Genomic DNA, 16,852 nt, shown 5'->3' on the forward strand with positions numbered 1-16,852 from the left:
AACACGACCGTCTCGTCCGATCTCCCGGACGGGATCGGCAGCGGTCTCAACACGCCTCCGCCGCCCCCGTACTCGCCTCCGCCGCCGGCGTACTCGTCCTCGGACACACTGAATACACTGCCCACCCGGGGCTCCGACGCGCTGTCCGGACCACCTGACCTCAGCACACGGACACCGGGCAGCACGAACAACGTCAACGGTACGAACAGCTTCAACAGCACAAACGACTTCACCAGCACGAGTGGGTCGCAGGTCCCGTATCTGCCGCCGCCGCCCTCGTCGTCGCCGCCGACCTCGCCGTCGCTCTCGCCGTCCAACTCCCCGGCCTCGTCCCTGCCCGACACCAACCCGCTGACGTCCGGACCGGCTACCGGGCGCAACGCCGGACCCTCGTCCAGTTCGAACGCCGACTTCTCAACCGATTTCTCATCCGACTTCTCAACCGAGGTCACACCGGACTTCACTCCGGATGAGTCGCCGGACCTCACGCCGGATCCGACACGCGGTGTGACCCCGGACCTGTCCAGGTCACCGAGTGACCTTCCGCAAGGAATCACGGCACCGAAGAGTCCCTCCACCACCCCGGACCTGAGCACCACGGACGCTCTCAGCGGTACGGGCCTGGAGACCGACCTCGACCTCGACGACGACGCGTCGACCGGCCAGGACGGGACACGCGAGGTCCAGAAGGATTCCACCGGACAGGAGGACCTGCCCGGACGCGGCCAGTCCGGCCGCAACACGAGCGGACAGCCGGACACGCAGGACGGCCCGCACCAGCAGGTCAACGACGCGCTTCCGGAGTTCGATGCCGAATCCGGCGCCGTCGCGCCGCCGGCACCCATCAACACCTCGACCGGCCCGAACGCCACGGCACCCGCACCCGGAACACAGGGCACACCGCCCGGTGCGCCGCAGGGCACGTCCGGCACGGGGAACCAGTCGCAGCAGTCCTCCCAGACCGACCTGACCGACACGGACACGAGCACGGACACGACTGGGACCGACGGCGCACCGGCCCCGCCGCCTCCAGGACTGCGCACGTCCTCCGACGCCCCGCAACTGGACGAGACCGCCGCGCCGCCCGCACCACCGCAGCCGGCCGGCACCGACCTGTCCGGTGGACCGCGCACGGCCACCGTCGGCGGCGACGCACCGACCGGTGACGCCACGCCCGACAGCACCAACACCGATACCAACACGGACACCGACACCGACAGCGACGGCGTTGCGGACGCGTCCACAGCGCGCACGTCGGAACTCGCCGTGCCGGTCGCCGATCCGGTCCGGCCCGAGCAGTGGCGGGCCGGCCGCCACGACGCGCCCGCCGTCCCGGTGCGGACCGAGCGGATCGACCCGGCCCCGGACCTGGACCCGGGCCAGAACTCCGGCCAGAACCCCGGTCCCGGACCGCTCGACAGCCGGGAGACCCTCGTCCGGATGTGGGTCCAGCGGATCCAGGCCGACGACGGCCGCTGGATGAGCAACGTGTCCCTCCACCTCCCGGTTCGCGCCGGGGAAGGCTTCGCCCAGGACGAACTCGCCGCGTTCCAGAACCGGATTCAAACCCTCCTGAACTCCCGCCTGAACAACGGTCTGCTGCTGCCGGAATCGGGTGACCAGCTTCATATCGACCTCACGCTCACCTCGGCACCCGGTCACTCCGAGGCCATCGAGCTGAGCCGGATGCCCCGGCCGGACGACTCCGACCAGCTGAACTGGCGGCTCCACACCGTCGACCCCGCCGCCTCCCCGGAAGAAACGGCGGAGCGGCAGGCGCGGGACGACGCGGCCGTGCTCCACAAACTGCTGAACTACGCGGGCGTGCCGGACCGGGGCCGGGAGGCCGAGGCGGTGCTCCGCCGGCTGGTGCGACAGAGCGACAGCCAAGACCTCATGGCCGACCCCGCCCGGCAGCCCGATCCGGCGCCCGCCGTGCCGCTGCGCTATCTGGGGACCATCGAGGACGTCATCCAGAGCGTCACCGGCACCGGTGCGTCCGTCATCGACCACCCGCTCTCCGCGCGCGGCACCCGGCCCCCCAGCGGCATGGACAACCCCGCCGGCGCGCCGCAGATGCTGGCACCCGACCAGTCGGACCCCGCCGGCCCGATCGCGCCGCCCGCCCCTGTCCAGACCGCCTCGACCATGGACACCGCCTCCGTGACGGGCACGGGCCAGGGACCGGGCGCGTCCTCGGGCGCGGGCAAGGGCAAGGGCAAGGGCAGGAGCACGGATCTCGGCCCGGACTCCGTCGGCGATTCGACCCCGGCCGACATCACCGACTTCACCGACGTCACCGACACCTTCGCGGTCGACCTCGCCATCGCCGAAGCACGCCAGGAGCACGACAACGCCCTCGCCGCCTTCAACCAGGCCGTCAGGACCGCGGGCAGCCTCAACCAGCGCGTGGAGAGCGGCCGGGGAGGCACCGACGACGCCGCACGGCTCTACGACGCGTGGCAGGATGTCGAGCACGCCCAGCGGCGGCTCGACGCCGCCGTGGACCGGCTGCGTGACCTCGGCGCGGACACCGCCGTCGACGCCGCTGTGGCGGCGATCGTCCCGCGTGTCAGCCGTACGGACACCGAACGGCAGCTCACCGCCGCCCTGGTCACCGCCGACGACCTGCCCGACGACCCGCCGCGACTGGCACCCGACGACACCGTCACCAAGGACCAACTGGCCGCCGCCGGCATCACACTGAACGACGGCCCCGGCGGACTCCAGCTCGCCCTCAACGGATCCGTGTCCGTCCGGGACAGCGGGCTCGACGCCGTCGGCCACGTCCGGCTGCTGATGAACCGGCCCGGGCCCTGGACCGACACGCTCGACGGAATCGCGGCACGCGCCGCTCGCCGTACCTGGCGTGACGCCTACGGAGACTTCGCGCTCGCGACGTTCCGCGCGTCCGGGGTCCCGTCCGGCACGGACCCGGCCGAAGCCTGGCGGCGGGCGACGTCGCTGGTGCTGCCGCTGGAACTGCACCCCGTACTCGCCGACTCACGCCATGCGCGCGGCGACTTCCGCGACGCCGTGCGACAGGTGGCCGAACACCTCGCCGTACATGGCGCGGACGCTGTTTCGGGGGTGGAACTGGCCGGTCGGGTACGGCGTGAGCTGGGCCTGCCCCCGCGTCTGCTCGGTGGTGCGCCCGGGTCCTCCCCGACGGTGGTGGGGTTTGATGCGGGTTCGTCTTCGGTGGGCCGGGACGAGCGCCGTGAGTTGAAGGCGTTGGCCGGTGAGGTCGCTTCGGCGGGGCTGCTGAATCTGCGGGCGGGATTGTCGGCGCCTGAGGTGGTGTTGACGGGGTTCGGCCGGAGTGGGCGTTCGGCTCGGGATCGTGTGGCCGCGGTTTCGGGGTTGTTCTCGGATTATCTGACGCGGGCGTTGGAGGATCTGGGCGCGGGTGATTTCGCGGATTCGTTCGGGATCACTGTGCGGGTGGGGAGTGGTGGTTCGGGCCGGGTGACGGCCGAGGTGGTGTCGCCGCAGTATTCGGGTGCAGTGGCCGAGTTGGAGCGGTTGAGGCTGCTGGAGAATCCCGGTGGCGTTTTCGACGTCGATGGCTTGGCGCGGCGGATTCTGCATCTGGGCGACGGCGCGGTGGTGGATGCGAATTCGCGGGCCGCGTTGTTCGCGTTGGTGGAGAACGCGATGGCCGCCGGCTGGTCGTCGAGTGTCATGTCACTCGGTTCGTATCATGTGGCGGCCAATGGTGCGTTGAATCATGAGCGTCATATCGTGTTGGGGGATGGTTCGTATCAGGGGTTGAATCTCACTGGGCAGCCGGTGGGTGTGGTGGATACGTCGCAGGTGTGGCAGCGGCGTAATGGCCAGTTCCAGGGTCCGCTTGAGCCCATGTGGGACAACAGCCGTGGTGCGTATGTGGTGGTGGCCAATGGTGGCCACGATCACGTTCTGATTCCTTGGGGTCAGGGCGAGTTGCGGGTTCCGTGGCAGGAATTCGTGGAGTTGGTGGCGCGTGACCCCGGAGTGACGGGGCTCCCGGCCGGGACGCCGGTCGTGCTCGTGCTGAACCATGGTGGTGACCAGGGCCTGGCCATGCCTCGGACGCTGGCGTTCCGGGCGGGGCGGGACGGGGTCTGGGCGCACAGTGGTCTGGTGAGCCTGGTCCATGACGCGGATTCCGGGTTGAGCAGGATCGTTGTGGAGAATCAGCGGTCGCAGGGGATTCCTCTGGGCGGCTGGTTCGGCAGCGACGCGAATGACCTCGGGCCGAGCGGTGTTCCGGACGAGGGATTTGTCACCGCTCTGGACGGGACGGTGCTTCCGGACAGTTCGATCAAGACGCGGACGATTGCCGACGAGGGCCGGTCGTTCGGTCGTGTGACCATGTCCGACCCTGACCTTGTTCTGAATGAGCCGATGCTTGAGGCTCTGGGCGAGATTTCCGAGTTCTCGCAGTTCGACCCGGTGACGGAGCGGGCGCTTGGCGAGGCGGAGCCGCTTCTCGAGGCGGGGCGGCCGGTTTATCACTTCTCGCAGCACGGAATGCCGATGCGGGGAGTGATGGAGGTGACGGATGGCCGTCCGCCGGTTCAGGTGGGCGGCGTGGAGACGGGCCGGTTCATCACCCGTCGGCCGAGTATGCGGAAGCTCGGCCCGAATGCCGTTATTGATCTGGGGTCGTGCTGGGCCGACGCTCTCGCGGAGGATCTGCCGTATCTGACGGACGCGGGAACGCCGCCGTACGTGTTCGATGTCCTGGGTACGACCTCTTACGCACAGGGCGTGGCGAACGGCAGCGATGCCGATGTGCTCGCGGTGGACCGCGTCCATGTGCTGGTGCGCAGTGCGAATCCGAAGACGGGTGTGCTGACCGGGCCCTCGGGCGAGCAGGGCGTGCGGCGTCTGCTGCCCCCGGATCCGGACGCGGCCGAGCTGACGCGTATGGCGCGGTGGGCGGGTCTGCGTTCCGGATCGGACCCCGCCTCCGAGCAGGTTCTGGACAGGACCCTGCGGTTGGTACGGGCCCTGCGCCGGTCGTTCAGCCCGGAGATCGAGGCGGACAAGGCGAATCCGCAGGGCGAGTACCGGACGTTGCTGCGGGGTATCGGCGCGCTGGAGAACATGCGCTGGGCGGACCCCCATCTGCGGGTGGCAGGTCCGTTCACCCTGCACCATCTGAACCTGGTCGTTCACGCGCGTCATCAGCGCACCAGCAATGACGCACCGCACCCGGACGACATCCGCCGGGTGCTGTTCGACGCGGCGCGGAAGGCGGACGAGGCCCAGGGCGGCCAGTTGACGCTGCACGCGTATACGCAGATGCCGTCGTTCGACTGGGCGCTCAAGCGGCTGGCCGGGAAGGACCTTTCCGCGCTGGCCGCCGACGTACTGCGGCTTCCGGCCGGGCAGGCGGTGACGCAGGCGGATGTGAGCCGGCTGGTGTGGGGCACGGTCAAGGGCGCGGAAGCGCTGCGGGCCGTGTCGGATCCGGTGGCGCTGGCGAAGAAGGTCCTGCACCTGCCCGCCTCGGTGGACCTGTCGGCGGACCAGGCCGGTGACCGGCTGTTGTGGCTCATGGCCGGCGCGGCGGTGTCCGGGTTCGACATGACCGATCCGGCGGACCTCGCGGCGTGGGACCTGGTGCGTCATGGCTTCCTGGACGACAGCACGCGTCTCACGACCCGTGGTGTGCCGATGGGCCGTAACTGGACCGGCCGACAGGTCATGGGCGACATCGCCACCCAGGGCTATGTCGTCTCGCCGGACGGGTCGGTGGAGAACGGGACGGAGTACGCCCCGGGGTGGCCGGCGGCTCCGTCCAGTTCGGCCGCGAACGCGTACGTGGTCTACGCGGACAGCACGAACGGTCATCTGTCGATGCCGTGGCCCGACGGTTCCAGCCGGTGGGTGCCGGGCAGCGAGATCGCCGCGCTGCTGCGTCACGACCGCGTCCACCAGCAGATCGCACTCGCCGCGCCGCTCCTCATGGTCGGCACCCACAACAACCCCGGCGGCCTCGCCCAGCATGTCGCGGGCCGCTCCGGCACGGCGCGCACGACCGTGCTGTCCGAGCTTCCGAGCGCTCCCGTCTTCGACCCGTCGCGCAACGAGAGCGTGATCGTCCTGGCGGGCGATCCGGCACAGCAGGACGTCGCCCACTGGCAGAGCCGGCAGCCGGCCGTCCTGCCCGGCACCTCCGCCGAGCAGGGGACCCTCCACACCTTCCCCGGCCAGGCATCCACCACCACGCCCACCACCCCGACGGTGGCACCGCCGCCCCAGGGGGCCACGCCCGGCGAGCTGTCGGAGTACGTGCGTACCCACGGCACCCAGTACGACGGGCATGTCGGTCTCGTCATCCACGAACCGACCCCGGACTCCGTCCTGGAGGGCCTGTACGGACAGGTCATCGGCGCCCTCGGGGCCGACCCGGACACCTCGGAGGGCCGGGAGCTGCGGACCCAGCTCAGCGATGTGCTGAGCGCCGAGGAAGTCGAGCTGAACCGGCCGTACCTGCGCAGTGAGCAGGGCCACCGGATCACCGTCCGGCACGGTGGCCGCGACCGGTCGGTGGACGTACGGCTCGCCTACGCCGATGTCGGGCCGTCCGCGAAGTACGGCCGGAACGGCGATCAGCGCCCCCCGACGCTGCCCGACATGCAGGTGGAGCTCCGGGCCGCGGGCGGACCGACGTCCCTGAGCGGGGAGAGCTCGGGGACCGTCCGCACCGGATCGGTGCCCTGGAGCGCGATCTTCCCGCACCTCGCGCCCGGGGCGCTGCGCTGGGGGGACAGCACGGTCAACCTGTCCGCGACGCACAACCAGCTCGTCCAGGCCATCACCGTCGCCGAGACCTTCATGGTCACGAGCAAGCAGCAGGCCGAGGAACCCGCCCATCCCCTGGATGTCGACGGGCGCTGGCAGGTCCGGGTGGACACCCCCCGCGAGGACCCGGTCGGCAACTGGCAGCCGGAGCAGTCGCACGGCGCGATCACGATCTGGTTCCACGAGCACCTCGCCTTCGACGGCGCCGACTCCGCCGACCTGCCGGAGCACGGAGGCGTGGACGACCTGCCGCTGTGGGGCGGCGACAGCGTCGGCGAACCGCGCCGGCTGCTGACCGAACTCCTCCGGGACGACAACTTCGTCTCTCTGAAACACCTCAACGAGGACTCGGCGAGCGCGCTGGAGAACTACCTGTCCCAGCGGATGCTGCAGGGCACTCCGCACCTCCAGCGGGACGGCGGGGTGTTCTCGCCGACGCTGCTGGACGAGGACGGCAACGCGGTCGGCATGCTCGAACTCACCGCGGTGATCGAACCGGGCCGGCCGATGCGGAAGAGCGCCGACGGCAAGTCCACGCTGGAGACATGGTTCGCGCACTCCTCCAGCGTGGACCGGTCGGCGAAGCTGACCAGCGGCCTGGGGGTCGAGGGCTCCGGCGGGCCGTCGTTCACCACTGACCACGCCGAGGGACACCCGGCTGCCGGGTCGTCGTTCGGCGGCAACATCATGGGCAAGGCCGGCGTCAACTGGCAGGTCAACGAGGGGCTGAGCAGCGTCAGCAGCGCCACGCTGATGCACGGCCTCCGTACCAAGGCCAGCCATCTGCTCACCCCCGCCCGGGTCACCTACACCGTGACGCTGCACCGGGCCGGCGGCGGTCAGGTCAGCGGCGAGTTCGGGCCGTGGGACGACGCGCTGCGACTGCGGATCGCCCAGCGGGCGACGATGCGGGGACACCAGCCCACCCCGGAAGAGGTGAGGGAGCTTCCCGAGCACCTGGAGAACCTGGAGAGCATCGGATACACCGAGACGCCCCTCAAGATCGAGGGAGCGGACGCCATGTTCGACCGCGCGGAGGCATGGCTGCGGAAGGAAGGGTTCCTGCCGCCGCTCGCGCCCCGGCGGCGGTCGTTGCCGTTCCGGCTGGACGAGCCGCTGGTCCTGGCCCAGCTCGAGAACCTGCGGCTGCTGCGGCAGATGCGTTCGACGTTCGGCCAGGCGACGTCGTCGCCGGACGGGGTGGACGGCGGCCAGCCGGAGTGGTTCAAGAAGCCGAACGCCGTCTCGGGGACCCGCCGGGTGCAGCTGCGGTTCTCCGTCACGCGGGACACCGGGCGGCCCTCCGTCCACACGCGCAGGCTGCCCGACCTCCTCCAGATCGGCTTCAGCTCGTACGAGTCCAGTGGCGGGCGGCAGCGGGGCACGGCGCTGAGCGGTGCCCTCGGCGGTGGCGGCGGCTTCAACATCCCCCTCGCGGACGGTTCCTGGGGACTGAACGCGGCTCCGGACTACCTGGGCACCGGGCAGCTCACGGACACCGGGAACACCGGTGACTCGGTCAGCTTCGACCAGCTCGTCGTGACGACCCAGAACGGCACCGAGCTGTTCGAGGTGCCCGCCAGGCTCGCCCTGGACCTGTACGAGGGCCCCGGCGACGAGCCGCGCATCCGTTTCGCCGACGGTGGGGGAACGGACGGCGACGACGGCACGGACACAGCGGGTCCCACGGACGGGACGCAGCTGGTGGCCCCGGGCGCCACACCGCACACCGTGCCGGGCACCGTCACGCTGCTGGTGCCGCACTACCGGACCCACCGGCCCGTCAGGAGCCTCGTACCCGCCGCGCCCCGGCCGGGATACGTGATCCGGGAACCGGTCACCGACGGCGGGCCGACGGACGACCGGCGGCGCCTGAACATGGTCGACGACCAGGGCCGCCCGCTGCCTGGTCTGACCCGGCTGCCGGTGGGCGCGACCGTGGACACCGTCCGCGCCACCGCCGCGCTGATGGAGGCCCTGCGGCAGATCGTCGCGGGGACCTACCCGGGACACCCGGAGCAGGGGGCGGTGGGCCGGGCGGTGCGGCGTGCCTCCGTGACGCTGACCGACCTGGCCACGGAGGCCGCCAAGCGGGGATCCGCCGTGAAGGAGTCGCTGCCGGACGGCCTGACCGGTGCGGTCAACCGGGTCGGCTCGGCGGTCAACTGGGCCGCGACGCCCGTGACCTGGGCGGCCAGGACCTCCGCGGACGGAGTGGTGGCGACCTACAAGTGGACGTCGGTCGCCGTGGCGGGCGCGTCGCTGAACGACCAGGGCACCGTCGCGACCGAGGCCCGGCACGACGCGATCCGTCCGGCCCAGCTCATCTCCCGGGCACCGCAGATCCTGGGCGGCGTGTACGTGGTGGAGGGCCTGACGCTGCCCGGCATGGCGGCGGATCAGGTCATGAAGCTGAAGATCAGCGGCTACCTGACCAACCCCGGCAATCTGGGCTCCGAGTCGCTCTACTCCGAGCAGGGCGTCACCGCCGGCGACACCGCGGGCCGGCAGCGCGGTGTCGGGGTCACCCATCAGGGCAACTTCCAGCTCACGGCGTTGCAGTCGGCCCCGACGCCGCCCGACCTCCTGGTTCACCAGGCCAACCCGGGCGGCCGGTACTCCCAGTCCCGCCGCACCGACGAGATCAGCACCGTGAACTCCGGTACGAAGGTCGCGCGTACCTCGGAGGAGATGGGCGACAAGCGGTGGATCGGCAACGATCTGACGCTGCTGATGACCGTCGAGTGGGGTGTGCGCAACGTGGCCGGGAACACCGTCGGCCTCGGCAGCTTCGCCCCGGTGACGGTCGCGATCGACCTGCCCCTCGGGTTGACGTACCTGGCTTCCGCCGAGGCCATGGCCCGGATGGCGGCGTGGTTCCAGGGGCTGTCGGGAATCCCGAGCCCGACGCAGCATCAGCTCACTGTTCCGCTTCCCGGCCGGTTCGTCCGGAGCCGCCAGCTCGGCAAGGCGAACGTGCTGTCGGTCACCCAGCTCGACGACACGACGCACCGCAGGGAGCGCCGGGACCGGATGGGCCGGGAGCTGACCACGCTGGTGGAGAACGAGGCGCCGGGCGTCATGCAGCCCGGACACGCCTCCTACCTGTCCGGTGTGGATGCCGAGATCGCCCGCGTCACCGAGCCCGCGGCGCTGCGCGCCCTGCCCGGCCGCGGCCCCGGCGGCCAGGTGCGCGTCTACTTCCTCCATGTCGCGTACGGCGGGGCGCGACTGGTCGAGGTGGGCCTGAGTGCCGAGCCGATGATGCAGACGCCCGCCCTGCGCGGCGTACGCGGCCGTGCGGCCGACGAGGGCGGCGGCCTGGAGCAGGTCGACACGCACATCCCCCAGGGGAAGGTGACATCCTCCGGCGTCACCACGACACGTCAGGGGACGCTCAACCTCGTCTCCCGCTATCCGCGCCCCGGTGACGCCGGCCGTACGGACCGCGAGGGCCCGTCCATCGCGCTGACCAGTACCCGCGCCCGCACCGCCCGGTCCGACCGGACGGACGAGGACCGCTTCTGGACGCGCGCGGGGAGTGTCGCCGACTTCGACCTGGACTTCCGCTTCACCGGGACGGTCCGCTCCCAGCTCGTCTGGGAGTGGCCGGCCAACATCCCGGGCGGGATCTTCCAGGGCGGGCTGCTGAACCTGTCCGGCCTCGAAGGAGACGTCGCGCAGCGGGTGCGCACCTGGATCGGGCGCCTGCTGCGGGGCCGGCCGGTCAGCCAGGTCTCCGTACCGGCCGCGACGGCACTGCGGTTCATCGGCTCCGAGGCCGTCGAGCCGCGGCAGCACGCAGGGCCCCGGCCCCCCGCCATGCTCACCCGTGACCCGCTGCTGCTGTCACCGAGCGACGCCAGGACCGAGGGCACACTGCCCTTCCCGGACGGCGCACGCCTGGAGCCGACCGGGCCGACGACGGTGTACGACTACAACGCCGCCCCGCAGCTCATGCAGGCGCTGCGCGCCGTCGATCCGCGCGTGGCCGCGTCCTGGGGACTGCCCGCGAACGCCTCGGCGGAAGCCATGGCCGTCCGGCTGGGCGAGCTGATCCAGGCCGGTGAGATCAGCCTCGACCCGTCCCGCACGGCGGCGGGCCTGACCACCACGATGCCCGGAAGCTGGCCGCTCCAGGCTCCCGACACCGCGCCGTCCCTGGAGATCTCGCTGCACAACCCGCGACCGGTCACGGACGGGGGCGACCTCGCCGTGGACCGGGTCCGCAGGCAGGTCCGCACCTCCACGACGACATCGTCGGCCGCGAGTTCCTTCGCCCTGAACCAGCAGGGCACCTACAGCCTGACGACCGGCAACTTCCAGGTGCTGGGCGTGACCTTCCCCCTGGCGGCGCAGCAGCCCCACGCCCTCTCCACCGGCGGCAACGTGTCCGCCTCCACGTTCACCCACATGCGGATCGGCACCACCTCCGAGCCCGAGGACCGGCACGGCACGCGCGTCTACGAGACCCTGGTCGACACCGTCATCACGGTGAACGGCCCCGAGGGCACCCGGTACGTCACCGGCAGCTCCACCACCCGGCTCTGGGAACGCGACGTGCTCGGCTTCGGTGTCACCCCGCCGCGCCCGGGCCCCCGTATCTACGACCTGCCCGCGATGCTCGCCGACCAGGACGCGGACGACCTGCGGGACTGGGCGCGGCATCCGGCCACCGACCTGCCGGGGGTGCTGGCGGACGGCATCGAACAGCAGGACGCGTCGGCGGAGTTGTGGCTCGCGCTCGGACCCGACCCGGACGGCAGCCGCCTGGCCCGTGCCCTGTTCGTCGCCTCCCGTACGGCCGCGCTGGCCGGGAAGCCGGTCGAACTGGTCGTACGCACCGACCACGGCCTGCGCAACTGGCCGTTCGACGCCGACGGCTCCCTCGCCGACACGACCGCGGCCACCCGCGATTCCTGGGCGGACATACGGAACGCCATCGGCGCCTACCTCCAGGCGGTGGGGGCCGAGGCGGCGGCGCGTCACCGGGAAGAGGTGCTGGTACGGAGGCAGCCCGGTGCGCGGCAGGCCCTGGAGTCCGCGGACAGCGCCGTGGACACCGCCACCACCGCGCACGAGGAGGCCGAGCGGGCCCACACCGTCGCCGTCCGGACCGCCGGCAACGTCCTGACGGAGCTCGCCGGGGTACGGGGCGGGATCACCGAGACGGAGGCGGAGATCGCGCGGCTGGACGGGGCCGCCCGTGACGCGCGCGTACAGCACGACGCCGCTTCGCAGGAGGAGCGGCGGCTGCGGGAGCAGTGGCAGCGGGCGCTGGCCGAGGTGGAACGCCTCGAGCAGCTCGTCGAGACATCCCCGGAGACCGGCCCGGCCGCCGCCGAGCGGCAGAGCGCCCTGGACGCGGCCGAGGAGCGCGCCGACGCCATCCGGGACGAGGGGATGGTCGCGACCCGGCACCGTCAGCGGTACCAGGAGGCGATGACCACCGCCCGCGAGAAGGCCGACGAGCTCCGGACCGGCCTCGCGGAGGCCCGCGAGCGGGAGAACACCCTTGACCGGGAGCTGACACGCGCCGAGGAGGCCGTGGCCCGTGCGGAGCGTACGGTGCGGCAGGCGGACGATGACCTCAGGCGCGAGACCAGGGTCCGCGACACGATCCAGGCCGAGCTCCGCGGGATCGAGCGGGACCTGACCGGGGTCCGGCAGGAACTGGGCGAGCAGGCACGCCGGCACAGCCAGGCGTGGGCAGGGCTGCCGGGCCTCGCGAGGGCGCTGGAGACCGGCCGCCGAATGGAGGGCATCGGTGAGGGGCCGTCCCTGCGCGGCTCCGTGTCCTCGGCACCCGCCCGTCCCACCCGCTCCGGCCGGTTCCGTGGGCAGCCCTTGTCGGAGCCGGCGCAGGCGGAGCGGTCGACGTCGTCCCGCCTGGCCGACAGGGACGAGCCGCTCCTGCTCTCGCCGCCCGACGGCACGCCCGATTCCTCTTCCACTCCGAGGGCCTCCGGGACGTTCGCCGGCGCGTCCGATCCGACGCTGTCGCCGCGGACCGTGATCGAGGGTCCGTCGAGGCGTCCGCAGGGGCGGAACTGGACGCGCGAGCCGGTGAAGCGGGTGTTGCCGGACCGGGTGCGTGTGATGGCGGAGCGGCCGAACACTCCGGCGAAGACGGTGTCGGAGGAGGACGCGTCGTGGCCGGACGAGACGTATGTCGTCACGGCGGACGGCGACCTGGACGGGCTGCTTCTGCCGGATGGTCGGGTGCTGGACACGGAGACGCTGGCGGAGGTGCTGGCGGCCGATCCTGAGTTGGCGAAGTTGCCGAAGAGCGTGCCGGTGTTGCTGGCTGTGCCGTTCGCGCAGCAGTCCCTGGATCTGCAGGTGCTGGCGAATCTGCTGGGCCGGCCGGTGGTGGGTCCCAGTGGTGAGGGCCGTCTGGTCGGCGACGGGACGGGGAACGCGCATGTTCCGGCGCTGATCGACCGTGCGGCGGACAAGGCGATCGGTCTCTGGGTGCCGTACGAGCCTCTGGGCACGACGCTGCCGTTCGAGGACCGGGAGTGGACGTCGCTGGACGGTGTCGTGTTCCGGGACAGCGACGTGGATCTGCGGCCTTTGGTCTCCGAGGACCATGAGCGGTTCGGTCAGATCACCGGGCGGGACGGCGAGAGCCTGCGGAGGTCGGAGCAGCAGTTCAAGTCGTATCTCGACATGCGGCGGATCCTGCACACGGTGCCGTCGGGTACGGGTGATCAGGACGCGGGGCGCGTCGGACGGCAGTCCGCGCCGGAACCATCCCTCGACCGCGCCGCCACCCCACATCGACGACCCGTGGGGCGATGTCCCGTTCGGTCAGTACACCGCCAACGAGAGCAGGCTGGAGACCGACGCGGCCACCGGGCGGACGGGTCTGACGAACACCACTCGGGTGCTGTATGCCTCGGCGAGTGGGGTGCAGGGACGTGTAGTCAGGTTCCGGCCGGAGCCGCTCGATCATGAGCTGGACGGGCTGGCGCGTGACGCGGGTCTGCACGAAGGATCGGATCCCGCGTCTGCGGAGACGCGGGCGACCATGCTGCGTCTGGTGCGGGGGTTGCGGGACCTCTTCGGTAATGATGTCGAGCGGGACCGGGGTGTTGCGGGGGGCCGGTACGAGCGGTTGCTCAAGGGCATCGGTGCGCTGGAGACGTTGCGTGACAACGATTCGGCGCTGAGCGGGATCACCCCGCTGCGGCGGGACATGGTGGCCTTCTACGCGCAGCAGCACAGTGGGAGGATCCCGGACACGGCCGCGTACGAGTCGCTTCTCGACTTCGCCCGGGACCGCTTGGCCGCGAACCCGGACGCGGAGCTCAGTACGGAGCTGCCGTCTCCGGCTCTGACCATGGTTCTCGGCGAGCTCGCCACGTATGGCGAGGCCGTATTGCGTTCTGTTCAGCAGCTGGCCCCCGGGGTGCAGCCGAGTCCGCAGCAGGTGGCGTCCACCACCTGGGCGACGGTCCGGTCCGCGCAGATGCTGTTCCACGACATACCGCCGGCGGACCGGGAGGCCCACGGCCGGGGTGTGCTGCACCTGGACGACGCGGCTCCGTGGGACCTGGCGAAGCAGAAGAAGATCTGGGGCCTGACCGCCCAGGCGATCGCGGAGGGTCTGGACGTCACCAACCGTGACCTGCTGGCCGCTTACCACCTGAAGGGATTCGCGTTCGTCAAGGCCATGCTGTTGATGCAGGGGAAGGTGGCACAGGGGGCGAACTGGAGCGATACGCCCGCGCCTGAGGGGGTCAACTGGCGCAGCGTCGACCAGGTGACGCGGGGGCCGGACGGGACCACCACCACCCGGCAGGTCGTGCCGGAATGGGCAGCACCGGGGCGGCCCGATCCCATCGTGAAACTGATCCATGTGGACGAGGACGGGGACATCGTCCTGCATCTGCCCGGCGGGCCGCCGATCGATGTGTCCGATGACGAGTTCCTGGAGTTGCTGAGCCTGGATCCGCCGTTGCGGACAAGGCCTCTGGACACTCCCGTTCTTTTCCTGACCACTGGCCCTGGTGTCCTGCGTCCGGAGGTGGTGCAGCGGTTCTCCCAGCGCACCGGCCGTCCTGCCTACGGCTACAGCGGGCCGCTCGACCTGACCGCTGCCGATCCGTCGGCTCCGCTCACCATCGTGGCCCTCCCGGACCCGGTCACCCAGGCCCCGGGCCGCTGGACCAAGGCCACCCGGATACCGCCGAACACGTCCGTCCCCGGCTCCTCTTCCACGGCGCCTGCGCCGACACCCGCGCCGACACCCGCGCCCGCTCCCGCGCCTGCTCCGGCACCCGCATCCGCAACCACCCCTGCGGCTTTCGCCGGTGCGTCCGATCCGGTGCTGGCGCCGCGGACTGTGATCGCGGGTCCGTCGGGGCGTGCGCAGGGGCGGAACTGGACGGGCAAGCCGGTGAAGCGGGTGCTGCCCGGCCGGGTGCGTGTGATCGAGACGCGACCGAACACGCTGGCGAAGATCGCGTCGGAGGAGGACGCGTCGTGGCCGGAGGAGACGTATGTCGTCGCCGCGAACGGTGATCCCGGCGGGTTGCGTCTGCCCGACGACCGGGTGCTGGACACGGAGACCCTGGCCAAGGTGCTGGCCGCCGATCCTGAGTTGGCGAAGCTGCCGAAGAGCGTGCCGGTGTTGCTGGCTGTGCCGTTCGCGCAGCGGACGCTGGATCTGCAGTTGCTGTCGAATCTGCTGGGCCGGCCGGTGGTGGGTCCCAGTGGTGAGGGCCGTCTGGTCGGTGACGGGACGGGGAACGCGCATCTTCCGGTGCTGGTCGACCGTGACGAGAAGAAGGCGATCGGTCTCTGGGTGCCGTACGAGCCCCTTGACACGACGCTGCCGTACGTGGACCGGGAGTGGACGTCGCTGGACGGGACCAAGTTCCGGGAGCTCGCCCTCCGCGACGGCCGGAAGGTGTGGCTGGGCAAGCAGGACGCGGCGCGTTTCATCGCCGGGCTGCGCGAGGTGCGGCAGCTTCCCCCGGGGCACAAGCTGGCCCTGGAGGTCTGCTACAGCGCGTCGGACGGCGACCCGAATCAGGACCAGCCCTCGACCGCGCCGCCGCCCCACATCGACGACCCGTGGGGCGATGTCCCGCTCGGTCAGTACGCCGCCAACGAGAGCAGGCTGGAGACCGACGCGGCCACCGTCCAGACCGGCATGACGCCCAAGGACCGTGTGCTGTTCGACCCGGCCACCGGGGATAGGGGACGTATTGTCACGTACCTGCCCGAGCCGCTCGATCATGAGCTGGACGGGCTGGCGCGTGAGTCGGGTCTGCACACGGGGTCGGGTGCGGTGTCGGTGGAGACGCGGGCGACCATGCTGCGTCTGGTGCGGGGGTTGCGCGACCTCTTCGGTAATGAGGTCGAGAGTGACCGGGGTGTGCCGGGGGGCCGGTATGAGCGGTTGGTCAAGGGCATCGGTGCGCTGGAGACGTTGCGTGACAACGATTCGGCGCTGAGCGGGCTCACTCCGCTGCGGCGGGACATGGTGGCCTTCTATGCCCAGCAGCACAGTGGGAGGACTCCGGACACGGCCGCGTACGAGTCGCTTCTCGATTTCGCCCGGGAGCGCGTCGCCGCGGATCCCGACGCGGAGCTGACGGAGGCGGTGGAGGCCCCGGCGGTGCGGGTGGCCCTCAATGAGCTCGGCACGTCGGGTGAGGCCGTTCTGCGTACGGTGCAGGGGCTGGCCCCCGGGGCGGCGCCGAGTCCGCGGCAGGTGGCGTCCACCCTCTGGGCGGTGGTCCGGGCCGCGAAGATGCTGTTCAACGAGATTCCGCCGGCGGACCGGGCGGAACACGGCCGTGGTGTGCTGCACCTGGACGACACGGACCCGTGGGACCTGTCGAAGCAGAAGACCCTCTGGGCCCTGACCGCCAAGGCCCTCGCTGAGGGGCTCGACATCACCGACCGCAATCTGCTGGCCGCCTACCACCTGAAGGTGACGGGCGCGTTCGACCCGGCCGCTCTGCTGTGGCAGGGGCAGAACGTCCAAGGCGTCTACTGGAGCGACACGCCCGCGCCCGAGGGCATCAACTGGCGCAGC

3 protein-coding genes are annotated in these 16,852 nt (G+C 71.3%); 2 read left to right on the forward strand and 1 reads right to left on the reverse strand.

Annotated features, from left to right (window positions below):
* A partial coding sequence (locus IG02_RS37345; RefSeq protein ID WP_037805157.1) for a hypothetical protein occupies positions 1-452 on the reverse strand: 452 nt, incomplete at its 3' end.
* A gap of 55 nt (positions 453-507) precedes the next feature.
* Here IG02_RS37345 and IG02_RS0135210 point away from each other — a divergent pair.
* Both IG02_RS0135210 and IG02_RS40210 read left to right on the forward strand, forming a co-directional pair.
* A complete protein-coding gene (locus IG02_RS0135210) occupies positions 508-13,758 on the forward strand; it encodes a lonely Cys domain-containing protein (protein ID WP_030757619.1) in 13,251 nt (4,416 codons plus the stop codon).
* 73 nt (positions 13,759-13,831) lie between these two features.
* A partial coding sequence (locus IG02_RS40210; protein ID WP_199814139.1) for a lonely Cys domain-containing protein occupies positions 13,832-16,852 on the forward strand: 3,021 nt, incomplete at its 3' end.

This window comes from Streptomyces sp. NRRL F-5135 (assembly GCF_000719775.1).
Lineage (GTDB): Bacteria > Actinomycetota > Actinomycetes > Streptomycetales > Streptomycetaceae > Streptomyces > Streptomyces hebeiensis.